At 58.7% G+C, this 22740-nt stretch carries 21 protein-coding genes; 16 read left to right on the top strand and 5 right to left on the bottom strand.

What is annotated here, in order from left to right; genetic code table 11:
• Positions 1 to 88 precede the first annotated feature (88 nt).
• Positions 89 to 754 (bottom strand): response regulator transcription factor, encoded by a 666-nt coding sequence (locus KUL77_RS10465; protein ID WP_297146740.1) that lies wholly within the window; start codon positions 752 to 754, stop codon positions 89 to 91.
• A gap of 3 nt (positions 755 to 757) precedes the next feature.
• A complete protein-coding gene (locus tag KUL77_RS10460; RefSeq protein WP_297146737.1) occupies positions 758 to 1567 on the bottom strand; it encodes a 3-hydroxybutyrate dehydrogenase in 810 nt (269 codons plus the stop codon).
• A gap of 109 nt (positions 1568 to 1676) precedes the next feature.
• Between KUL77_RS10460 and KUL77_RS10455 the strand changes: the two genes are divergently transcribed.
• The 4 genes from KUL77_RS10455 to KUL77_RS10440 are packed head-to-tail and all read left to right on the top strand — an operon-like array spanning position 1677 to position 6106.
• Positions 1677 to 3467, top strand: a complete 1791-nt coding sequence (locus KUL77_RS10455; RefSeq protein WP_297146734.1) for a 3-hydroxybutyrate oligomer hydrolase family protein — start codon at positions 1677 to 1679, stop codon at positions 3465 to 3467.
• A 55-nt stretch (positions 3468 to 3522) separates the two neighbouring features.
• Positions 3523 to 4584, top strand: coding sequence for a poly(R)-hydroxyalkanoic acid synthase subunit PhaE (locus tag KUL77_RS10450; RefSeq protein ID WP_297146732.1), 1062 nt, complete (start codon positions 3523 to 3525; stop codon positions 4582 to 4584).
• Between the two features lies 1 nt (position 4585).
• A complete protein-coding gene (locus tag KUL77_RS10445) occupies positions 4586 to 5656 on the top strand; it encodes a class III poly(R)-hydroxyalkanoic acid synthase subunit PhaC (RefSeq protein WP_297146729.1) in 1071 nt (356 codons plus the stop codon).
• Positions 5657 to 5659: 3 nt separating this feature from the next.
• On the top strand, positions 5660 to 6106 hold the full coding sequence (locus KUL77_RS10440; RefSeq protein ID WP_297146726.1) for a hypothetical protein: 447 nt from the start codon (positions 5660 to 5662) through the stop codon (positions 6104 to 6106).
• Positions 6107 to 6113: 7 nt separating this feature from the next.
• Here the strand turns inward: KUL77_RS10440 and KUL77_RS10435 are convergent, their stop codons facing one another.
• From KUL77_RS10435 to KUL77_RS10425, 3 genes are read right to left on the bottom strand one after another with little or no spacing between them, the layout of a single operon-like run.
• Entirely contained in the window at positions 6114 to 7319 is a 1206-nt protein-coding gene (locus KUL77_RS10435) for an acetyl-CoA C-acyltransferase (RefSeq protein WP_297146723.1), read from the bottom strand.
• Positions 7320 to 7355: 36 nt separating this feature from the next.
• On the bottom strand, positions 7356 to 9728 hold the full coding sequence (locus KUL77_RS10430) for a 3-hydroxyacyl-CoA dehydrogenase/enoyl-CoA hydratase family protein (RefSeq protein ID WP_297146720.1): 2373 nt from the start codon (positions 9726 to 9728) through the stop codon (positions 7356 to 7358).
• Positions 9729 to 9747: 19 nt separating this feature from the next.
• Positions 9748 to 10374: a TetR/AcrR family transcriptional regulator gene (locus KUL77_RS10425; RefSeq protein WP_297146718.1), complete on the bottom strand. Its 627-nt coding sequence runs from the start codon at positions 10372 to 10374 to the stop codon at positions 9748 to 9750.
• 207 nt (positions 10375 to 10581) lie between these two features.
• On the opposite strand from KUL77_RS10425, the gene ndk reads away from it, so the two are divergent.
• The 12 genes from ndk to KUL77_RS10365 form a co-directional block, all read left to right on the top strand.
• Entirely contained in the window at positions 10582 to 11007 is a 426-nt protein-coding gene (ndk, locus tag KUL77_RS10420) for a nucleoside-diphosphate kinase (protein ID WP_297146716.1), read from the top strand.
• Positions 11008 to 11021: 14 nt separating this feature from the next.
• Entirely contained in the window at positions 11022 to 12248 is a 1227-nt protein-coding gene (gene rlmN / locus KUL77_RS10415) for a 23S rRNA (adenine(2503)-C(2))-methyltransferase RlmN (protein WP_297146713.1), read from the top strand.
• Positions 12238 to 13050 (top strand): tetratricopeptide repeat protein, encoded by an 813-nt coding sequence (locus tag KUL77_RS10410; RefSeq protein ID WP_297146710.1) that lies wholly within the window; start codon positions 12238 to 12240, stop codon positions 13048 to 13050. Before rlmN ends, KUL77_RS10410 begins: the two co-directional genes overlap by 11 nt.
• Positions 13047 to 13865: a helix-turn-helix domain-containing protein gene (locus KUL77_RS10405; protein WP_297146708.1), complete on the top strand. Its 819-nt coding sequence runs from the start codon at positions 13047 to 13049 to the stop codon at positions 13863 to 13865. Before KUL77_RS10410 ends, KUL77_RS10405 begins: the two co-directional genes overlap by 4 nt.
• Positions 13866 to 13943: 78 nt before the next feature.
• Complete coding sequence (locus KUL77_RS10400) at positions 13944 to 14588, top strand: tetratricopeptide repeat protein (protein WP_297146705.1); 645 nt, start codon at positions 13944 to 13946, stop codon at positions 14586 to 14588.
• A 14-nt stretch (positions 14589 to 14602) separates the two neighbouring features.
• A complete protein-coding gene (gene bamB / locus KUL77_RS10395) occupies positions 14603 to 15772 on the top strand; it encodes an outer membrane protein assembly factor BamB (RefSeq protein WP_297146808.1) in 1170 nt (389 codons plus the stop codon).
• A 24-nt stretch (positions 15773 to 15796) separates the two neighbouring features.
• Entirely contained in the window at positions 15797 to 17194 is a 1398-nt protein-coding gene (gene der / locus KUL77_RS10390; protein WP_297146702.1) for a ribosome biogenesis GTPase Der, read from the top strand.
• Between the two features lie 84 nt (positions 17195 to 17278).
• A complete protein-coding gene (locus KUL77_RS10385; RefSeq protein ID WP_297146698.1) occupies positions 17279 to 18328 on the top strand; it encodes a DUF2272 domain-containing protein in 1050 nt (349 codons plus the stop codon).
• Between the two features lie 36 nt (positions 18329 to 18364).
• Positions 18365 to 19231, top strand: a complete 867-nt coding sequence (gene folD / locus KUL77_RS10380; RefSeq protein WP_297146696.1) for a bifunctional methylenetetrahydrofolate dehydrogenase/methenyltetrahydrofolate cyclohydrolase FolD — start codon at positions 18365 to 18367, stop codon at positions 19229 to 19231.
• Between the two features lie 34 nt (positions 19232 to 19265).
• The gene (gene guaB / locus KUL77_RS10375; protein WP_297146693.1) at positions 19266 to 20723 is read left to right on the top strand and encodes an IMP dehydrogenase; all 1458 of its coding nucleotides are present in this window, start codon (positions 19266 to 19268) and stop codon (positions 20721 to 20723) included.
• A complete protein-coding gene (gene guaA / locus KUL77_RS10370) occupies positions 20720 to 22279 on the top strand; it encodes a glutamine-hydrolyzing GMP synthase (protein WP_297146691.1) in 1560 nt (519 codons plus the stop codon). The genes guaB and guaA overlap by 4 nt, the downstream gene beginning before the upstream one ends.
• A 301-nt stretch (positions 22280 to 22580) precedes the next feature.
• On the top strand, positions 22581 to 22740 hold a 160-nt coding region (locus KUL77_RS10365), incomplete at its 3' end, for an Arm DNA-binding domain-containing protein (protein ID WP_297146805.1).

Below are 22740 nucleotides of genomic sequence, written 5' to 3'. Positions count from 1 at the left end.
GTATAACTATGTGGATAACCACCTCTCCGCGTTACGTGGCGCGGCTGTCAACAGATGTGGTGAAAAAATAGCCAGTAGGGTGTTGAAATTAACTTTCTATTTGCCGCGCCGGGTCGGAGAGTTCTAGCTCGCGCAGCACAACGCTGGCCTGCGTGCGGTTGCGCACGCCGAGGCGCTCAAAAATCGCGGTGAGGTGGGCTTTGATGGTGCGCTCTTGTACGTCGAGACGGTCGGCGATTTGTTTGTTGAGCAAACCTTCGGCCACCAGTGAGAGCACGCGGAACTGCTGTGGCGATAGACTCGCCAAACGTGCAGCAAGGTCGGCATCGGCGGGTGCGCTTTGCGCGCGCGACACGCTAGCGCGTAGCGAAGGCGGTAGCCACGTCTCACAGGCAAGCACACTACGGATGGCGTCGCGCAGCTCGTCTAGGCCCGTGCTCTTGGGTAAGTAGCCAGCAGCGCCATGGTCCAATGCGCGCCGCACTACGCGCGGGTCATCATTGGCGGAAACCACCACCACAGCCACGCCGGGGAACTGCGCGCGAATAGCCGCAAGCCCCGCCAACCCGTGGTTACCCGGCATGTGCAGGTCTAGCAGCACCAGATCTACCTGCGGCTGCGCTTCCAGAAGCTGTAGCGTGTCGTCCAGAGTGCCGGATTCAAACAATTCCACTTCACTCAGCGCGTCGCGCGCCGCCTGTTTGAGTGCGGCGCGAAAGAGTGGGTGGTCGTCGGCAATCAGCAGGCTAGGCATGGCTTATTGTGCCGTCCAACCACCATCTACGGGAATGGCGCTACCCGTCATATTGTGCGCTTCACGGCGGCACAAAAAGACCGCGAGTGCGGCGATTTCTTCAGGCAGGGTCATGCGCAAGCTGGGTTGCTTTTCAGATAGCAAACTGCGCACGCCGTCGTCGCGGCTGCCGCCGTTGCGACGCGCGTCAATTTGCGGCTCGATCAACGGCGTTTCCACCCAGCCCGGGCAAATGCAGTTCACGGTAATGCTGCCAGAGTCGCGGCTGCCTTGCGCTGCGTATTCAAGTGCCGCCACCTTGCTCATGCCCACAATGCCAAACTTGCTGGCCACATATGGAGCTTTGTCTTTTGAAGCCACAAGGCCGTGCACGGATGCAATATTGATCACGCGTCCATAGCCGCGCTGCGCCATGGCGGGCATGGCCAGGCGCATGGTGTGAAAGGCAGAGGAGAGATTGATCGCGATGATGTCATTCCACTTGGCAACGGGCATTTCATGCAGCGGTACTGCGTGCTGAATGCCAGCGTTGTTCACCAAAATATCCACGCCGCCGTTCGACCACTGTGCTAAATCCTGCATCATGGTTTCGATTGCATCGGGGTTGCGCAGGTCGGCGTCAAAATGTCGCGTTGCGCCGTTTCCAGCCGCATCCACCTCGGCGCGTGCATTGGCAATTTGTTCGGCCGCTCCAAGCCCGTTGATGGCTACGCGCGCGCCTGCTGCGGCCAGCGTCTTGGCAATGGCAAGGCCGATGCCAGAGGTGCTGCCGGTAACAAGGGCGGTGCGGCCTTGCAAAAACGCATCAGTCATGGCGAATTCCAAGTTTTCAATAGACGCTATACGCTAACAGGAAGCGCGGCCGTGCTGCTTGGTACGAAGGTACGATGCAAGGCGAAGAGGATCCGGTTAATGTCGTGGAATGAAGACTCTCCAATACTGCGCCTTCTTGGCATCGACACTTGTACTGGCCAGCTGCGCTAGCCAGCCTGTTTCTCATCAAGGAGCCGCCGCGATGTTCAGCCAGCCACAAAGTAGCGAGCATCGCGGCCAAGACGATTTACTGAGCGCAGGTTTAGGCCTCGCCGGGCTGCAGGTCATGTTGCCCCCCGCGTTCGCCGATGCCGAACATCCCACCTCGGCAGAATTGCGCAAGCGCGCGCTGTGGAGCAATTGGCGCGGCATTGCCGACCTTGCACCCGGCGGCGGTTATGGCAGTCTTTACGGTAGTCTAGAGAGCGTGCCGGGGCGTGAGTTCAGCGCATTTGCAACATTGCCGGGGGCCAAGCAACCACACCGCGTGCTACTGCAGTTACCGGATCAGTTTGATGCACACAAACGCTGCGTGCTGGTGGCGCCGTCTTCGGGCTCGCGTGGGGTGTATGGCGCCATTGCCGTTGCGGGCGCATGGGGGCTACCACGCGGCTGCGCTGTGGTTTATACCGATAAAGGCACCGGCTCTGATTATTACGATTTAGATGCAGGCCTCGGCTTTGATGCAAACGGCCAGGTGGCCGGAGAGGGCGCACTGGCATTCAAACCTGAGCCTGCAAGTGGCTCGGGTGTGGCCTACAAGCACGCCCATTCGCTGGATAACCCCGAAGCCGATTGGGGTAAGCACGTCAAACAGGCGGCAGAATTCGCATTAAGCACGCTCAACACGCAATTGCCGCAGCAGGCACCGTTTACGTTTGAAAACACGCGCGTCATTGCCGTTGGTATCTCCAATGGCGGCGGCGCCGTACTGCGTGCGGCGGAAGACGAAACACCGTGGCTCGATGCCGTAGTGGCAGGGGAACCCAATATCCTAGCCAGCGGGCATGGTGCGCGTAGCCTGTATGACTATGGCACCGAAGCCGCGCTGCTGATGCCCTGCGCATTGCCGCTATTGGGAATCCCGGCAGCGCCAGGTTTGGAATTGAAATGCGCCGAACTCGCTAAACGCGGTGTATTGGCGGGCGATACGCTGCAAGCGCAGCAACAAGATGCACTCGCTAAGCTCCACGCCACAGGCTGGACCGATGCAGCGCTGCGCGCTGGCGCCATTTCCGTAGGCTTTGATCTCTGGCGCGCGGTGACCGTGGGCTACGCCTCGGCGTATGGCCGCTACACGCATAGCGCACACCCGTGCGGCTATCGCTACGCGGCGATGAACCCGGATTTCAGCGTACGTGCGGCGACGGCGGCCGAGCGTGCAGCGTGGTGGAGCGACGCCAGCGGCATTCCACCGGGCAATGGCGTGAATATCATTGATGCGCAGCCAATAACGGATATGGGGCTCACCGGCCTGCAGTGCCTGCGCGCCCTGTGGACGCAAGACAGCGCCGACGCACAGCGCGTTAAAAAAGGTATTGAAGAAACCCGCAGCCAGCTGCCGCGTGCAGGCCTGCCGGTGGTGGTGGTGCACGGTACCGACGACGGCCTTGTGCCGCAGGCGTTTTCTAGCCTGCCTTATGTGACAATGGCAAAGGCCGCAGGACGCGATGTGCGTTATTGGCAGGTGCGCCATGCGCAGCACTTCGACGCCTTCCTCGGCCTTCCACATATGGCGGCTGCCTATCTTCCGCTTTTGCCATACGTGTATGAAGCCTTGAGCCGAGTCGATGCGTATTTGGATCAGCAAGGCGCACTGCCAAGTGATGCCACCATCAACACCGTGCCGCGTATGGGGCAACCACTTACGGCAGAGCATTTAGCGATTCCGAATGGCTAAATGATGGCGCTCTCACACGCACGTTGCTAGGATCTTTACGACTCACGGAGGATCTATGGCCAACGCTTCCAATGATTTTGCGGCGCTTGCGCGCCAGTACTGGGACTTGTGGGGTGATGCGCTGCGTGGTGCAGCCCCGCAAACGGGTTTTGAAGGCGGTTTGTCGGGCGTGCGCAGTAGCCTAGACGATTGGATGAGACAGGCGGGCGGGCAAACGGGGTTTGGCGGTGTCTTAGAACACTTCAACCGACAAAGCCGTGATTGGTTTGCGCAAATGCAGCAGGTGGCCGCGCAGTTTGCCGGGCGCGATCATCGCGCAAGCGACGTAGCACAGGCCTGGCGCGATGCGTTTGGCACGAGCCATCCATTTGATGGCTTGCTGCAGGGAATGCGCGGGCCGGGTCTTGAAAATTTCATGCAGTGGAGCGAAACCACCGCGCCGTGGCTGGCTGGAATGCGCAGCGAGGCCATGAACGCGTTAGGTCTTCCTGCATTTGGGTTTGCACGCGAGCACCAAGAACGACTGCAGGCGTTAGGCAAAGCGCAAATTCGCATGCAAGAAGCGCAGGATGCCTATGCCACCTTGCTAAGTAAAATTTCCAAAGATGCGTTCGATGTATTTGAACTCAAATTAGCCGAACGCGAAGAACCGGGGCGGCAGATCACCAGCGTGCGTGCGCTGTTTGATCTGTGGGTGGATGCGGCCGAAGAAGCGTGGGCTGAGAATGCGCTTTCCAAAGAGTATCGGCATGTGTTTGGCGATCTTGCGAACGCGCAAATGCAGTTGCGCGCCGCCGCGCAGGCCATCGGTGAACAGTCGGCGCAAACGCTTGGTATGCCGGGGCGAACCGAACTGGATAGCGCACACCGCAAAATTGCTGAATTAGAGCGCCAGCTGCGCCGCGTGCAGCGTGGCCAAACGGAAGCCGCGCCAGCGCCCGTTGCGCGCGCGCAGGCAAAGCCTGCAGCCAGCAAAGTGGTGGTAAAAAAGGCTGCGGCAAAAAAGGCTGTGATTAAAAAAACTGCCGCCAAAAAAACTGTTGCTAAAAAGGCAGTGAAGCCCGCAGTAAAGGCGCTGAAGTCAGCAGCAAACAAGTCAGCTACGAGGAAGCGTTGAGATGAACGGGCCACTCAATATCACCGCAGAATCACTGGCAGAAGAAACCGAGAAGCTGCAGCGCAAACTCACCGCTGGGTTGCATACCTTGCGCGAGATGAACGACGTGGATTTTGGCGTCACTCCGCGTGAAGAGGTTTGGCGTGATGGCAAGGTTGTGCTGTACCGCTACAAAGGCGAGCGCCCAGCCACAGCAAAAGTGCCGATTCTCATTTCCTATGCGCTGGTCAACCGCCCTTATATGGTGGACCTTCAGGAAGACCGTTCGCTTGTAAAAGGCCTGCTTGCACGCGGCGAAGATATTTACATTATCGATTGGGGGTATCCCGATCGCTCCGACCGCTATCTCACGCTTGAAGACTACATCGAGCGCTTTATTGGCGGCGCGGTGGACTATTTGCGCAAAGCGCGTGGGCTTCCCGCCATCAACCTATTGGGTATCTGCCAAGGCGGTGCATTTTCACTGTGCTATGCGGCGCTGCATCCTGAAAAAATCAAAAATTTGATCACGATGGTGACGCCGGTCGATTTCCATACGCCAGACAATATGCTGTCGAATTGGAACCGCGAAATCGACGTTGATTTGTTGGTGGATACACTCGGCAATGTACCTGCCGATATGATGAATTTCACCTACCTCATGCTGAAGCCATGGCGCCTGTTTGCACAGAAGTACGTCGGCATGGTGGACATCTTGGACGACAAGAAAGCAATGGAAGATTTCTTGCGCATGGAGAAATGGATTTTCGATTCCCCCGATCAAGCCGGTGAAGCATTCCGCGAATTCAGTAAGCAGTTCTTCCAGAAAAATCGCTTTATCAACGGTGGCGTGCGCATCGGCGAACAAGAGGTTGATTTAGGCATGGTGGATATGCCAATTTTGAATATCTACGCCGAGCAAGATCACTTGGTGCCGCCGAATGCCTCGCGTGCGCTGCGTAATGTCGTAGGCAGCGAGGACTACACCGAACTGTCGTTCAAAGGCGGGCATATCGGCATTTACGTGTCCGGCCGCGCGCAGAAAGAGGTGCCGCAGACGATCCACGACTGGCTAAGCAAGCGTTCGCGCTAAGTGATGCCTGTTTTCGGTTTGCGTGTACTGCAGGCGTTAGGCATGGTTTGGGCGCTCCCTGTGAGCGCCCTTGGTCTGCTTCTTGCGGCCGCCGCAGTTTCCATGGGGGCAACGGCGCGAATTAGCCGCAAAGATTTCGCATTGGTTGTGCAGAAATTCCCATGGGGGCCGGGTGGGGCGATCACGTTTGGAAACGTGATTTTGCACACCGGCGCAGATTTAGACTGCGCATGCACAACCTACGCGCACCGCGCCGGGCTATGCCAAGACGCCCCAATTATCTTGGCCGACCACGAACGCGCCCATGTCTATCAATATATGGTGCTTGGTGTGTTGTTTCTGCCTTTGTATCTGTTGTGCGGCGGCGTGAGCTACCGCAACCGGTTTGAACAAGCGGCCGATCGCTATGCGCAGACCGGCCGCGGTTGGTGGCCTTGGGCCAACTTTTAAGCGGTTCTTACAGCGCCTCAAAAATCCCCGCAGCGCCCATGCCAGTACCAATACACATGGTCACCATGCCGTACTTCTGTTTGCGGCGACGCATGCCATGTACCAGCGTGGCAGTGCGCACCGCGCCGGTAGCACCCAGCGGGTGGCCCAGCGCAATGGCGCCGCCCAGTGGGTTGATCTTGTTGGGGTCGAGCTTGCAGTCGTGAATCACCGCGAGCGATTGCGCAGCAAAGGCTTCGTTGAGTTCGATCCAATCCAACTGATCTTGCGTCATCCCGGCCTGTGCCAATGCTTTGGGAATGGCAGCGATTGGGCCAATCCCCATCACTTCCGGGCGCACGCCTGCCACACTGAAGCTGACAAAGCGCGCCAGTGGGGTGAGGCCAAATTCTTTCACCGCGCGTTCGGACGCGAGTAGCACCGCACCTGCACCATCACTCATTTGTGATGAGTTGCCAGCGGTTACGCTGCCGCCAAATTGGCCGTTACGGAATACAGGACGCAGCTTGCCGAGGCCTTCTAGCGAGGTGTCGTGACGCGGGCCTTCGTCGTTTTCCACCAGCAACTTTTTCAGGCGGATGGTATTGCCCGCAAGGTCGGGTTGATGGCTATTGACTTCATACGGGCTAATCTCATCGCGGAATTCGCCCGCGGCTTGCGCGGCCAACGCTTTTTGGTGTGAGGCAAGGGCGAAAGTGTCTTGCGCGTCGCGGCTGATTTTCCACTCTTCCGCTACTTTTTCAGCGGTAATACCCATGCCATAAGCAATGTTGACGTGGTCGTTATCAAATACCGACGGTGCCAGCGCCACCTTATGTCCCATCATCGGCACCATACTCATCGACTCGGTACCGCCGGCCAGCATGAGGTCGGCATTACCCAAACGGATTTCATTTGCAGCCAGTGCCACGGCCTGCAAGCCAGAGGAGCAAAAACGGTTGATGGTCTGGCCCGGTACCGAGTTGGGCAGGCCCGCAAGCAGCGCACCGATGCGCGCCACGTTCATGCCTTGCTCGGCTTCGGGCATGGCGCAGCCTACGATCACATCGCCAATGCGTGTGGGGTCAACGCTAGGGGCTTGCGCTAACACCGACTTCAGCACAAAGGCCAGCATGTCGTCGGGGCGGGTGTTGCGGAACACACCGCGCGGCGCTTTGCCCACAGGGGTGCGGGTGGCGGCAACGATGTAGGCGTCTTGAATTTGAGTGCTCATTGATAATCTCCAAACAGGTTTAGACGGGGCGTTGGCTTAGTTGCGAAGAGGTTTGCCCGTCTTCAACATGTGCGCGATGCGCGCCTGCGTTTTTTCTTGCTGCGCCAGCTCAACGAAGTGCTGCCGTTCTAGTTTGAGCAGCCAGTCTTCATCCACCAGCGCGCCGCGGTCGATCTTGCCGCCGCACAAAATAGTGGCGATACGTTCGGCAATTTCGTAGTCGTAGTCGCTGATAAAACGGCCTTCCAGCATATTGACCAGCATCATCTTGAACGTAGCGATGCCCACATCACCGGCAACCGCGATCTTGCGCGCAGGCAGCGGCGGGCGGTAACCCGCATCGGCCAAGGCACGTGCTTCGGCCTTGGCGGTGTGCAGCAGCTCATAGGCGTTGAATGTGACCTTATCGCCGGCGCGCATCAGTCCTAGTTCTTTTGCATTGACCGCCGAGTTAGAGACCTTGGCCATTGCCACGGTTTCAAACACTTTCTTGAGTTCAGCAAATATGTCACCACCGGGGCCGGCCGCCGCTGCGGCGCGCACGGCAAACTCTTTCAGGCCGCCGCCTGCCGGCAGTAGGCCCACACCTGCTTCTACAAGGCCAATGTAGCTTTCCAAATGCGCCACGGTTTTTGCGCTGTGCATTTGGAACTCGCAACCGCCGCCCAGCGCCAAGCCGCGTACAGCAGCTACTACCGGCACGAGGGCATATTTGATGCGCTGGCTGGTGGCTTGGAAGTTGGCCACCATCGCCTCAAATTCGGCGATCTTGCCCGCCTGCAACGCCCCCAGCGCACCGGCGAGATCGGCGCCCGCAGAGAACGGTTCTTTCGGCTGCCACAATACGAGGCCAGCAAAGTCGCGCTCTGCGCGCGATACCACTTCCTGCAGGCCATCGAGTACAGCATCGGAGACGGTGTGCATCTTGGTTTTGAAGCTGACCACGGCGATATCGTCGCCGTCGTGCCACATGCGCAGGCCGTCGTTTTCAAATACGGTTTCGCCCGGCGCGAAGCGTTCACCCAAGACCGGGTCGGGGAAGCGCTGACGCTGATACACCGGCAGATTCGAACGTGGTTGCAGGGCATTGTGCGACGGGCTATAGCTGCCTTCTGCTGCATGCACGCCGCTGCGTCCGTCGGTGACCCACGCGGGCAAGGGCGCGGTGCTCATGCTCTTGCCTGCAGCGATGTCTTCGGAAATCCACTGCGCAATCTGCTGCCAATCGGCCGACTGCCAAGTTTCAAATGGGCCCTGCGCCCAGCCGTAGCCCCAACGGATGGCCAAATCTACATCGCGTGCGGTGTTGGCAATGTCAGCCAAGTGGAAAGCGCTGTAGTGGAACAGATCGCGGAAGCAGGCCCACAGGAACTGTGCCTGCGGGTGCTGGCTTGCGCGTAGTTTGGCGAATTTTTCTGCCGGATTTTTGAGTTTGAGAATTTCCACCACTTCCGGCGCAGCGGCACGGTCGGCGGCGCGATAGTCTTGTTTTTCAAGGTCCAGTACAACGATGTCCTTACCAACCTTACGGAAAATCCCCGCGCCAGTTTTCTGCCCCAGCGCACCCTTGCCAATCAGCGCCGATAGCCACACCGGGCTTTGGAAAAATGCGTGCCACGGGTCATTGGGTAGGGTGTCGGCCATGGTCTTGATGACATGCGCCATCGTGTCCAGCCCCACCACGTCGGATGTACGGTAGGTGGCCGACTTCGGGCGGCCTAACAGTGGGCCGGTGAGGGCGTCCACTTCATCGAACCCAAGACCAAAGGCGTGGGTATGGTGGATGACCGAAAGAATTGAGAACACACCGATACGGTTGCCAATGAAGTTGGGCGTGTCTTTGGCGATTACCACACCCTTGCCGAGAGTGGTGGTGAGGAAGGTTTCCAAACCCTCAAGCACATTGGCATCGGTGGTGTTGGCGGGGATAAGTTCGGCCAGATGCATATAGCGTGGTGGGTTGAAAAAGTGCACGCCGCAGAAACGATGGCGCAGCTCTTCTGGCAGCACGCTGGCCAGCGTATTGATGCCAAGGCCGGAGGTGTTGCTGGCTAATACGGTGTGCGCTGGCACGAAGGGCGCAATCTTTTTGTATAGGTCTTGCTTCCAATCCATGCGCTCGGCGATGGCTTCGATGATGAGGTCGCAGTCCTTCAATAGCGCCAAGTCGTGGTCGTAATTGGCAGGTGTAATGACATCCGCCAAAGCTTTACTGGCCAGCGGCGCGGGGCTGAGTTTGCCCAAATTGGCCAGCGCTTTGAGCACGACGCCGTTTGGCGCGCCTTCTTTGGAGGCGAGGTCAAACAGCACGGTATCCACACCGGCATTGGTCAGGTGCGCGGCGATTTGTGCGCCCATCACCCCAGCACCGAGCACCGCAGCGCGGCGAACAAGTAGTTTCTGTGTCATCAGTCGTTCTCCTAGGAAGTTACGCCGCGTCGGCCTGGAAGCCAGCGGCAGCAAATTGAATCAGGGCCTTGGCCGCACGCTGGCGGTGGACGGCTTCGGTGGTACCGGATGGGCGTTTAATTAGGCCAAAATCGGCCATGGCATAGGTCAGTGCACCGGCAAGGAAATCCAGCCGCCAATACAGTTCTTCTTTGCTCAGTGTCGGCACGCAGGGCGTAATCGCCTTGGCAAACTCCCGCAGCACATAGCCGTATTGATCGGATAGAAATTTACGTAAGCCTTCATTGCTTTCGGCGTAAGCACGCGCAATAACACGGATAAATGCAGTGCCGCCGCTGCGGTCTTGCGATATGGCAAGCGCTGGTTCAACGAACGCCGCCAGAATTGGTTCAAGCTGGCCTGGCGCGTGTTCTGTGGCCTTGCGCAGTGCGGTCATGCGCTGCTGGCTCATTACATCCATGCGGCGGCGAAAGACCTCGTTGATTAAATTGTCTTTGCTGCCGAAGTGGTAGTTGACGGCGGCGATATTGACGTCGGCAAGGCTGGTCACTTGGCGCAGCGACGTGGCAGCAAAGCCCTGCTGGGCGAACAGGTCTTCTGCGGCGTGCAGGATGCGGTCTTTGGTTGAAAAATGTTTGTTTTCCATACGCGACCTTCAATCAAACGATTGTTTGAGATTACGGCTGAAACGGCCAAGCCGTCAACAAGGTTTAGCGCGGAGTGTGCTTACGCCCCGTGAAACAGGTAGAATTAGCTCCAGCCATATCGGCCAAACCCGCGTCTGTACGCGGGTTTTTTCTGTTATCCTCGGGTGATCCGGCCAAGGACGCCCGCCAATTCCGGAGATTTTCCCATGGCGCTAGAGCGCACACTTTCCATCATCAAGCCCGATGCCGTTGCCAAGAACGTGATCGGTGAAATCTATTCGCGTTTTGAAAAGGCTGGCCTGAAAGTTGTGGCCGCCAAGATGGCGCACCTGTCCAAGGCCGAAGCCGAAGGCTTCTACGCGGTGCACCGTGAGCGCCCGTTCTTCGCTGCGCTGGTCAACTTTATGATCTCCGGCCCGGTGATGATCCAAGCCCTAGAAGGCGAGGGTGCGGTGCTGAAGAACCGTGAGCTGATGGGCGCCACCAACCCGAAGGAAGCTGCGGCGGGCACCATCCGCGCTGACTTCGCCGATAGCATCGACGCCAATGCCGTGCACGGCTCCGATTCGCTGGAAAATGCGGCGATTGAAATTGCCTATTTCTTCCCGGCAACTGATGTTTTCAACCGCTGAGTTAAGTTAAGACCATGAGTGATACGCAAGCCCCTTTCCTGACGATCATTCCGGCAGACGGGGATGCTGTCGCTTCCGGGGCTGCGTCGGCGCAAGCTGGCGCAGTACCCCTGACGAATATTTTCGACTTCGATCGCGCCCGCTTAGAGCGTTTTTTTGAAGAAGAATTGGGCGAAAAGAAATTCCGCGCCCATCAGGTGATGAAGTGGATTCACCACCGTTACGTCACCGATTTTGCAGAGATGACCGACCTCGGCAAAGCCCTGCGCAGCAAGCTGGAAGCGCGCGCGGTGGTGCATGCGCCGCAGGTCATCTTCGAAAAAAAATCCAATGACGACACCCAGAAATGGTTGCTCGGCATGGATGCCAAAAATGCCATTGAAACGGTATATATCCCCGATAAAGGGCGCGGCACGCTGTGCGTGTCCTCGCAAGTGGGCTGTGCGCTGAATTGTTCGTTCTGCTCCACCGGCGCACAGGGCTTTAATCGCAATCTTTCCACCGCCGAGATCATTGGCCAAGTGTGGGTGGCCGCGCGTGCGCTAGGCAATGTGCCGCATCAGCAGCGCCGCCTCACCAACGTGGTGATGATGGGCATGGGCGAGCCTCTGGCCAATTTCGATAACGTTGTCCGCGCCATGAGCATCATGCGTGATGACCTTGGTTACGGCTTGGCGAATAAGCGCGTCACACTGTCCACGGCGGGCATGGTGCCGCAGATCGACCGGCTAGCGCAGGAGAGTGACGTGTCGCTGGCGGTATCGCTGCACGCGCCGTTCGATGAGTTGCGCACCCAGCTGATGCCAATCAATAAGAAGTATCCGCTGGCCGAGCTAATGGATGCCTGTGTGCGCTATGCGCTGCGCAAGAAGGGCGAGTCGGTGACGTTTGAATACACCCTGATGAAGGGGGTCAACGATCAGCCAGAGCACGCCCGCGCACTTGTCGCGCTAATGAAAGATTTTGACCGCCGTGTGCAGATGAAAGACGCGGCCAAGATCAACCTGATTCCGTTCAACCCGTTCCCGGGGACGCAGTTCCGGCGCCCGGACGACGTCACCATTCGTTCGTTCCAAAAATTGCTCAATAACGCGGGCATGATCGCGCCGGTGCGGCGCACCCGTGGTGACGATATCGACGCCGCCTGCGGGCAGTTGAAAGGCCAAGTGGCCGACCGCACGCGGCGTTCCGCCACCATTCGCAAGCGGCAGGAGTCCCAAGGAGGAGTGCGTGCAGGGTAAAGCTTGGTTGTGGTTGGGTGCTCTGGTGGTGCTGCTCTCCGGCTGCTCGGCGATGGAGCGTTTGACGTTAATTCGGCCGAGCGCCAAAGTGCGCGGCTATACCCAAGTGGCGCCCAGCTACGATGTCAGTGGCAAAAAGGGGACGCACGGCCAAGACCCGAAGATGCTGTTGATTTCAGCCAGCGATCTGTACCAAAGCGGTGATTTGCAGCAGGCCGAAACCTTGGCCCATAGCGCACTCAAGATGCAGCCCGGTTCCGCCGATGCCAACACGCTGCTAGGGCTCATTGCCCAAGCGCGCGGCGATCAACGCCAAGCTGGGGCGTTTTTGAAAAAGGCTGTCGATACATCGCCGCAAACCGGGGCCTATGCCACTAACTACGGCAACTGGCTGTGCACGAATGGGCGCGCAGCGGAGTCGTTGGAGTGGTTCAACTGGGCGCTTCTCGACGTGAATTACGCTTCGCCAATCGTTCCTCTGGTAAATGCGGGGAACTGTGCCAGCCAAACCGGGCAATCGGCGCAAGCCGAGGCTTATTGGCGCAAGGCGCTAGACCTGCAGCCCAAGCAATTAGCGGCGTTAGCGGGGATGGCGCAGCTTATGGTGGGGCAAAAAAACTACTTCGAAGCCCGTGCGTTTGCTGAACGCTGGCTGGCAGAAACGCCCACCGATGTCACTGGTTTGCAACTTGCGGCAGAAATTGAGCAAAAACTAGGCGACAACGTGTCCGCTTCGCGCTATCTTTCACGTATTCGTACTCTTTCCTCCGGTTCAGCTACGGTGCAGCCAACCCCGCAATGACCGCCACGCCACATTCCCAACAGAATCATCAGGAGTTCGCCGGTTGCGGCGATCGTTTGCGCCGCGCGCGTGAAGCGGCGGGCCTGTCGCTGGACGATGTGGCCAGTCGGCTAAAAATGCCGGCGCGGGTGGTGAAATCACTTGAGGATGAAGACTGGAGCCGTTTAGGCGCACCAGTATTTGTGCGTGGGCAGGTGCGTAGCTACTCGCGCCTGTTGGGGCTAGCTACAACTACCATGATGGACGCGCTGCCGGTGGCTCCGGTGGAGCCGGCCAAATTGGTCAGCCGCGTGCACACCCCTAAATTGCAGTGGTGGGCCGAGCAGCTGGGGCGGCGTTTGGTGTATATCGTGCTCACGTTGTCTTTGGCCATCCCTGCTTGGGTCGCCACCCAGCAGCACCTTTCGCGCGATGTAGGCACCGTGGCCGCGCTCGATACGCCGGTCGATCAGGCTGAATTACGCAAGGCGGCAGCGCAGCCCGCACCGCCGCAAACGCTGGTGGCCTCGATGGCACCGGTTGCTGCGGCAGCGCCAGCGCCTGTCGCAAAATCGACCGACATTGTCCTGCGCGCCAGTGACAAAACATGGTTAGAAGTGATCGCTCAAGACGGCAGCATTCTTGAAAAAGGGCTGCTTTCGGAAGGGGATCTGCGCCGCTATCCGGCGGCTCAGGTGCAGCGAATCAAGGTGGGCAATCTGCCTGCCGTCACCCTAGAAGATCGGAACGGGCCGGTGCAGGTTTCTGCCAAAGCACATACGAATGTCGCCCGCTTTACTGTATCCTCCGACGGTTCGCTTGTAGCGGCAGACTGACATTTGCCGCTTCTCAAGCAAAAATTAACAATTTCTATGAATTAACGGCTCCTGCTTTCAAAGCGGGCGAGAGGCAGTATGGCACTCGACGAAGTAATGAACGACCACGAACAAAGTGAACAGGTACGCAGCTGGCTGAAGGCCAATGCGCCTGGTTTGATTGGTGGTGTTGTGCTAGGTATGGCGGTGATTGCGGGCTGGCAGTGGTGGCAGAGCAAGCACCTGCAAGGCAGCATGCAGGCCAGTGCAAATTATTCTGCAGCGGTGGAAGCCATTGCTGAAGGCAAGGTGGCACCAGATAAAGCGCAGGCCGTGATTGCGCAAATTGACCAGCAAAACAGCACGCTGGGTACGCTTGCCGCACTGGAGCTGGCGAAGTCTCAGGTGGATGCCGATAAGCCGCAGGATGCGATCAAAACGCTGCGCGGTTTGAAAAATGTGGATGGCGATTTGGGCCCCGTGGTGCAGCAGCGCCTCGCGCGCCTGCTGATTGACACAGGTAAGGCCAAAGAAGCGCTGCCGCTGCTGACCGACGAGCGCGACGCGGCCATGCTTGACGTGCGCGGCGATGCGCAGTTTGCGCTAGGGCAGCGCGACAAGGCGCAGGAGTCCTACCGCAAAGCGCTGGCGCTGGTGGATGTGGCATCACCTCAGCACCGCTTGATTGCAATGAAACTGGTGGAAGCAGGCGGCACACCGCCGCATAGCGGGGAGCAGGGCTAATGACGGGAGCACGTATGCACACTACCGCCAAACTGCTGGCAACGGCCATTATTTCGGTGACCTTGGTCACTGGCTGCAGCAGCGTCAAAAACCTGTTCGGCGGGAAGAAGAAAGATAAAACCGGCGAGCCTGCCAAGTTGGTGGAGTTCACCCCAGTTGCTAGTGTCAGCAAACTGTGGACGGTATCCGTTGGTAAGGGTGAAAAACTGCTTGGCATTGGCCAGCATCCGGTGATCAACGGCGATCATGTCTTTGCGGCCGCCGTCGATGGCGGCGTTACCGCACTGGATCTGCATTCAGGTGCGACGGTGTGGACGTATCCCTCCAAGGCACGCATCAGCGGCGGGCCGGGTGTGGGTGAAGGCTTGGTGGTGGTTGGTGGGCTTGAGGGCGAAGTGATTGCGCTGGATGCCTCTGACGGCAGCGAGAAGTGGACGGCTAAAGTCAATAACGAAGTGCTGTCTGCACCAGCGATTGGGAATGGCATGGTGTTTGTGCATTCCAACGACGGCCGCGTGACAGCGTTTGATTCCAACACAGGTGAGCGCCGCTGGTTCCATAGTGTCGAAGTGCCCGCGCTGACCGTGCGCGGTACCGGCGGCATTACGCTTGGCCCCGGCATTTTGTTTGTCGGCGGCGACAATGGCAGCCTCACTGCGATGAATATGAACGACGGCAATGTGCTGTGGACAACGCCTGTGGCCGAACCCGATGGGCGCACCGAATTGGAGCGCATGGCCGACGTGGATGCAGCTCCGGCGCTGGACGGCACGACGCTGTATGCCTCGAGCTATAAAAATCACACGGTTGCCATCGACGGGCCTTCAGGGCAGATCATGTGGAATAGTGATCACGGCGGCGCGCGCGGCGCAAGTCTGAGCAATTCGGCTGTTGTTGTTACCGACAAAGACGGCAATGTGTTCGGTTTGGATAAAAACAGCGGCGGCAGCCTCTGGCAGCAGCCTGGTCTATTGAACCGCGGCGTCACCGCGCCTGCGGTGCAGGGCGACTACGCGGTGGTCGGTGATTACGAAGGCGTGTTGCACTGGCTGCGCCTGAATGACGGTGCCTTTGCTGCGCGTAGTAAGCTGGGCGGTGTCATTGTGGGTAAGCCGGTATCGGCCGACAACATCGTGATTGTGCAAAATAATGAGGGCAAGCTGTCGGCGTTCGCGCTGCAGTAAGCATTCGCTGAAAAGGTTTGATGCATGCTTCCCTTAGTTGCTTTGGTGGGCCGTCCGAACGTCGGTAAATCCACCCTGTTCAATGCGCTAACGCGCAGCCGCGACGCATTGGTACACGATGCGCCCGGCGTTACGCGTGATCGTAATTACGGCGTATGCCGTTTGAACGAACAGCGCCCCTTTGTACTGGTGGATACGGGCGGCATTGCCGGTGAAGATACAGGGCTTGCTGGGGCAACGGCGAAGCAGTCGCGTGCGGCTGCAGAAGAAGCCGATGTTATCTTGTTCGTGGTCGATGGCCGCGAAGGCGCATCGGCACTGGATGACGATATTTTGCGCTGGCTGCGTAAGCTGGATAAGCGCGCTCTGCTGATTGTCAATAAAACCGACGGTATCGACGTGCGTGCGGCCATGGCCGAGTTTGCGCGCTACGGTTTTTCTAACGTCTTGCCCGTTTCCAGTGCACACCGCACAGGCTTGGACGAGTTACTGGCCAAGGCCGTGTCGCTGCTGCCGGAAGAAGGCGCGGCCGAGGTGCTGGACGATGACCCCGAGCGTGTGCGCGTGGCTTTTGTGGGCCGCCCCAATGTGGGTAAATCCACGCTGGTGAACCGCATCTTGGGCGAAGAGCGCATGATCGCTTCCGACGTTCCAGGGACTACCCGCGATTCAATCGCGGTAGATCTGGAGCGTGATGGCCGCAAGTACCGGTTGATCGACACCGCAGGCTTGCGCCGCCGTTCTAAGGTGGAAGAGGCGGTTGAAAAGTTTTCTGCGGTGAAAACCCTGCAGGCGATCGAGCAATGCCAAGTGGCGGTGCTCTTGCTCGACGCTAGCGAAGGCGTGACCGACCAAGATGCCACCGTACTGGGAGCAATTCTAGATGCTGGCCGCGCCTTGGTGATTGCGCTCAATAAATGGGACGGCCGCACCGACTATGAGCGCCAGCAGGCCGAAGCACTGCTGTCTCGTAAGCTCAATTTTGTGGAATGGGCGGAAAACGTACGCATCTCGGCGCTGCACGGCTCAGGTCTGCGCGAATTGTTCAAAGCAGTACATCGCGCCCACGCCTCTGCGACCAAACCGCTGGGTACTTCAGAGGTGACGCGTGCGCTTGAGGCGGCCTATACCGCTAACCCGCCGCCAGTGGTGCGCGGGCATGTGGCCAAGCTGCGCTTCTGCCACCCGGGTGGTGAAAGCCCACCTACCTTTGTGGTGCATGGCAGCCGCCTGAAAACGCTCAGCCCAACCTACCACCGCTATCTGGAAAACTTCTTCCGCAAGCGCTTCAAGCTGGTGGGTACGCCGGTGCGGTTTATTTTCAAAGAAGGCGCAAACCCCTACGAGGGGCGTAAGAATGAGCTCAGCGAGCGCCAAGTGGCGAAGAAACGCCGCTTGATGCGCCACGTCAAACGCAGCTAACTACGCGTCGACTCGCCTCTTAGAGCTTGCACCGAAGGGCGCTATGTGGATACATAGCCCTTCTGAATGCTCAAGGACCGCTTGATGTCGACTTACGCTTGGACGCGTTGCTTACTTCGCATTAGTCTTTTCAGCTTGCTGCTATGGGCCGGGCGCGCGGCTGCGGCCGACCCTTGCGTTGCGCTGGCGCAGCAGCAAAGCGATGCGCAGGTAGCCACCCGCCTTGCAGCGGTAGCGTGTGATGAATACCTGCGCTGGAATCGCCCGTTTATCGACCAAAATGGCCGCATGGCCAGCGCCAGTGTGTACGAGGCGGAAGGCAGCGGCCTGAAAGACGGCGGCGCGCCGTGGCGACGCGTGGCGTTTTACTGGTATTCCAGCGGGCTGCTGGGGCAGTTGGCATTCAAGTCGGGCGCGAGCGACTGTACTTATGCGGCGATGAGCGCGGCTTATCCGGGGCTGGGCTGCAGGGGCTTTGTAATTGATAACCCGTGGTCTGCCGCGTTTATTAGCTGGGCCGAACAACGTGCGGGGGTGCCCGGGTTTACCAGCTCGGCCAGCCATTTCGACTATGTGCGCGCCGCGTTCAAAGATAGTGGCAAGAACCCCTACCGCTACGCCGACTTATTGACCACATCGCTCAGCATGGGCGATCTTGTGTGCTATGCGCGCAGCGCGCAGGTGTTTGGCTCTGCAGGCGTGTTGAAGGTATTGCAAGACCGTAAAAACACCGGCCTACCGATGCACTGCGATGTGGTGGTGGGGGTTCACGATGGGATGGCCTACGCCATTGGTGGCAATGTGCAGCAGGCGGTCACGATGCGCCTGTTGCCGGTCAATGCGCAGCAGCGCTTATGGGGGCTGCCGCAGCGCACGAATGCTGACCCCGTGTGTTCACCTGAGATGCCAGAGATCTGCAGCTTTAACCGGCAAGATTGGGTGGCCGTGCTCAAACTCAAATCACAAGCGGAGCTGGCCGCAATTGGCCCGGTCACGCCGCCTGGTAGCCTGCTACAGCCGCCTACAGCGCCAACCTGCTGCATTAACTGCGTGCTGGGTTCGGGTGTGCCGCGTTGCCCAGCGGAAGGCACTTTGCCGCCGCCCACGCAAAGCCCAATGCAAGGCACAGATTGAGCGATAATACGCGCACTACCGTACCGCGTGACCTGCATGACTGCCAAGATTCTGGATGGAAAACGTATTGCCGATGAACTGCTTGATAGCCTGAAAGCGCAGGTGGATGCGCGCTTGGCCGCTGGCAAGACGCGCCCAGGTTTAGCGGTGGTATTGGTAGGGGAAGACCCCGCCTCGGCGGTGTATGTGCGCAACAAAAAGCGTGCAGCGGAGAAGGTGGGCATTCAGGCTTTCGACTACACCTTGCCAGCCGGAACCACCGAAGCCGAACTGCTAACACTGATCGACTCGCTCAACGCCAACCCGGATGTACACGGCATTTTGGTGCAATTGCCTCTGCCCGGGATTAGCGATGCCACCGCGCTGATCGAACGCATTCACCCGAACAAAGACGTGGACGGCTTTCACCCGGAAAACGTGGGCCATCTTGCGCTGCGTCAGTTTGGCCTGCGCCCGTGCACGCCGCGCGGAATCACTACGCTGCTGGCATGGACCGATCGCCCTGTGCGCGGGCAGAGCGCCACCATTGTGGGCGTGTCCAACCACGTCGGCCGGCCGATGGGGCAGGAGCTTTTAATTGCCGGGTGCACCGTCACCAGCTGCCATAAATTCACCCCGATGGACGTGCTCAAACGCCACGTCGGCGAAGCTGATATTTTGGTGGTAGCCGCCGGTAAGCCCGGCTTGATTCCGGGGGAGTGGGTCAAGCCCGGTGCGGTGGTGATTGATGTGGGCATCAACCGTTTGGACGATGGCCGCCTCGTGGGCGATGTAGGGTTTGATGAGGCCGCCAAGCGCGCTAGTTGGATCACGCCGGTACCGGGCGGGGTGGGGCCAATGACTGTGGCTACCTTAATGCAGAACACACTTGAAGCAGCGGAGCTGGCAGATCGCGTGATATAATGCCGCGCTTCCCCACTTCCTCTTGGGACTGCCGATGCTCCGCATTCAGGCTGAAGCACTGACGTACGACGACGTTTCTCTCGTTCCCGCGCATTCCATCGTTTTACCGAATCAGGTATCACTGGAAACGCGTCTCACCCGTGACCTGCGCATTCGCCTGCCTATTGCCTCTGCGGCCATGGATACGGTGAGTGAAGCGCGCCTCGCTGTAGCGATGGCGCAGCTGGGCGGCATTTCCATCATCCATAAAAACATGACCGCCGAAGCGCAAGCCGCGCAGGTGGAATGGGTGAAAACCTTTGAATCGGGCGTCATTCGCCGTCCGTTCACGGTGGGGCCGGAAACCAGTATTGGTGAAGTCTTGAAACTCACCCGCGCGCGCAATATCTCCGGCGTGCCGGTGGTGGATGAAAGCGGCCACCTCGTGGGTATTGTGACCGGGCGCGATATGCGCTTTGAAAAGAAGCTCGACGATCCGGTGCGCCACGTCATGACCAAGCGCGATAACTTGGTGACGGTGAAAGAGGGCGCCAGCGATGACGAAGTGATGGGTCTGCTGCATAAGCACCGCATCGAAAAAGTGCTGGTGGTCAACGATGACTTCGAACTACGTGGCCTGATCACCGTTAAAGATATTCAGAAAAAATCCGACAACCCCAATGCAGCGTATGACACGCATGAGCGCCTATTGGTAGGCGCGGCAGTGGGCGTTGGCGGTGATACCGAAAAGCGTGTTGACGCGCTGGTGGCGGCTGGTGTGGATGTGATCGTGGTGGATACCGCGCACGGCCATTCGCAAGGCGTGATCGAGCGCGTGGCTTGGGTGAAGAAACGCTACCCGCAGGTGCAGGTGATCGGTGGCAATATCGTGACTGGCGACGCTGCGCTGGCGCTGATGGATGCCGGTGCCGACGCGGTGAAGGTGGGCGTTGGCCCCGGTTCGATCTGCACCACGCGTATCGTGGCCGGTGTGGGCGTGCCGCAAATCACCGCCATTGATATGGTGGCCAGTGCGCTGCAAGACCGTATTCCGTTGATCGCCGACGGTGGCATTCGCTACTCGGGTGATATTGGTAAAGCGTTGGTGGCGGGTGCCTCCAGCGTAATGATCGGTGGCCTGCTGGCGGGTACTGAAGAATCTCCGGGTGAGATCGAGTTGTTCCAAGGCCGCAGCTATAAGAGCTATCGCGGTATGGGCAGCTTGGGTGCGATGGAAAAGGGCAGCAAAGACCGCTACTTCCAAGACGCCTCCGATGCCGACAAATTGGTGCCAGAAGGCATCGAAGGCCGCGTGCCGGTGCGTGGGCCGCTGTCGGGCGTGGTGCATCAACTGATGGGCGGCCTGCGCGCCACCATGGGCTATGTGGGCTGCGGCACGATTGAAGAAATGCGCAAACAGCCGCAATTTGTAAAGGTCACCGGCGCAGGTCAGCGCGAAAGCCACGTTCACGACGTCCAAATCACCAAAGAGCCGCCGAACTACCGCGTATGAGCAATATCCATTCCGACAAGATCCTCATCCTCGACTTCGGCGCGCAGTACACCCAACTGATCGCCCGCCGTATCCGCGAGATCGGCGTGTACTGCGAAATCTGGGCTTGGGATCACAACCCAGACGAGATCGCCGCATTCGGTGCCAAAGGCATCATCTTGTCGGGTGGGCCAGAGTCCACAACCGAAGTCGGTTGCCCGGCCGCGCCGCAACAAGTGTTCGATGCGGGCGTGCCGATCTTGGGGATCTGCTACGGCATGCAGACGCTGGCTAAGCAGCTTGGTGGCGCCACCGAAGCGGGCAACCAGCGCGAGTTCGGCCACGCCGCGCTCAATATCATCGCCAATGATGCGCTGCTGGCCCCGGTGGCCACCAGTGACGCGCTGCGTAACGTGTGGATGAGCCACGGCGACCACGTTTCCGCCGCGCCGGAAGGATTCACCGTTACCGCCAACACCGATCGCCTTGGCATTGCCGCCTTCGCCAACGATGCGAAGAAAATTTACGGCGTGCAGTTCCATCCTGAGGTCACCCATACGGCTGCGGGCGAAGCTCTACTGCGTCGCTTTGCGGTAGATATCTGTGGTTGCGCCACGCTGTGGACGCCTGCGCATATTATTGAAGACCAGATCGCCCGCGTGCGCGAACAAGTGGGCAGCGATGAGGTCATTCTCGGTCTGTCCGGTGGGGTCGATTCCTCGGTAGTCGCCGCGCTGTTGCATCGTGCCATCGGTACACAACTCACGTGTGTGTTCGTCGATACCGGCCTGCTGCGCTTCCAAGAAGGCGATCAGGTCATGCAGATGATGGCCGAGAATATGGGGGTCAAAGTAGTGCGCGTGAACGCCGCGCAGCGCTATTTCGACAAACTCAAAGGTGTTACCGACCCGGAAGCCAAACGTAAAATTATCGGCAATCTCTTTATCGAAATTTTCGATGAAGAATCCAATAAGCTGAAAAATGCTAAGTGGTTGGCGCAAGGCACCATCTACCCCGATGTGATCGAATCGGCCGGTAGTAAGACCGGCAAGGCCCACGTCATCAAGAGCCACCACAATGTCGGCGGTTTGCCCGAAGACATGAAGCTGGGGCTGGTAGAGCCGCTGCGCGAACTGTTCAAAGATGAAGTGCGTAGGCTCGGTGTCGAACTTGGGCTGCCGCGCACGATGGTCTATCGCCACCCGTTCCCCGGCCCCGGCCTTGGTGTGCGCATCTTGGGTGAAGTGAAGCCCGAATACGCGGAACTGCTGGCCAAGGCCGATGCAATCTTCATCGAAGAGCTGCGCAAGGCCGATCTGTACGACAAAACCAGCCAAGCCTTCGCGGTGTTCTTGCCGGTGAAGTCGGTGGGTGTGGTGGGTGATGCGCGTGCTTACGAATGGGTCATTGCTCTGCGCGCGGTCGAAACTATCGACTTCATGACCGCGCACTGGGCGCACCTGCCGTATGACTTTCTCGGCACCGTGTCCAACCGCATCATCAACGAGCTGCGCGGCGTCTCGCGCGTGGTCTACGACATCAGCGGAAAACCACCGGCGACGATTGAGTGGGAGTGAATTGACGTCTTTCGGGGACTATCGCCAGCTATCGAAAAACTTCTGTAACGTATTGATTTTTAAAAGAATGCGTTGCGAAAGCTATCGGTGACTATCGTCGGCCAGCAGAATGGGTTGACGATAAAACTGACGGTAAGAACCGGGGGGCGGATTAAGACCCTCCCGTTTACTATTGAGACCAAATCGGTCTTTGACGGTAAAACGCTTCCCTGGAAAGCTTGTTTCATGCGGCTTTCCGGGCATCGACGGGTCTCCTGGCCCTTGACGGTAAAAGCCGTCACGCAACAGGAGGAATACCTCGATGCTTACCGACACCGCACTGCGGAACTTGAAGCCTAAGTCATTGACTTACAAGGCTTCTGATAGAGATGGAATGTACGTGACGGTATCGCCAGCCGGTACTGTCACCTTCCGCTATGACTACCGTCTCAACGGACGCCGCGAGACCCTGACCATCGGGC

Origin of the sequence: Thermomonas sp. (assembly GCF_019104945.1) — a bacterium.
GTDB lineage: Bacteria > Pseudomonadota > Gammaproteobacteria > Xanthomonadales > Xanthomonadaceae > Thermomonas.
Note: the sequence above shows the minus strand (reverse complement) of the source record. Positions and strands in the feature narration are given on the sequence as shown.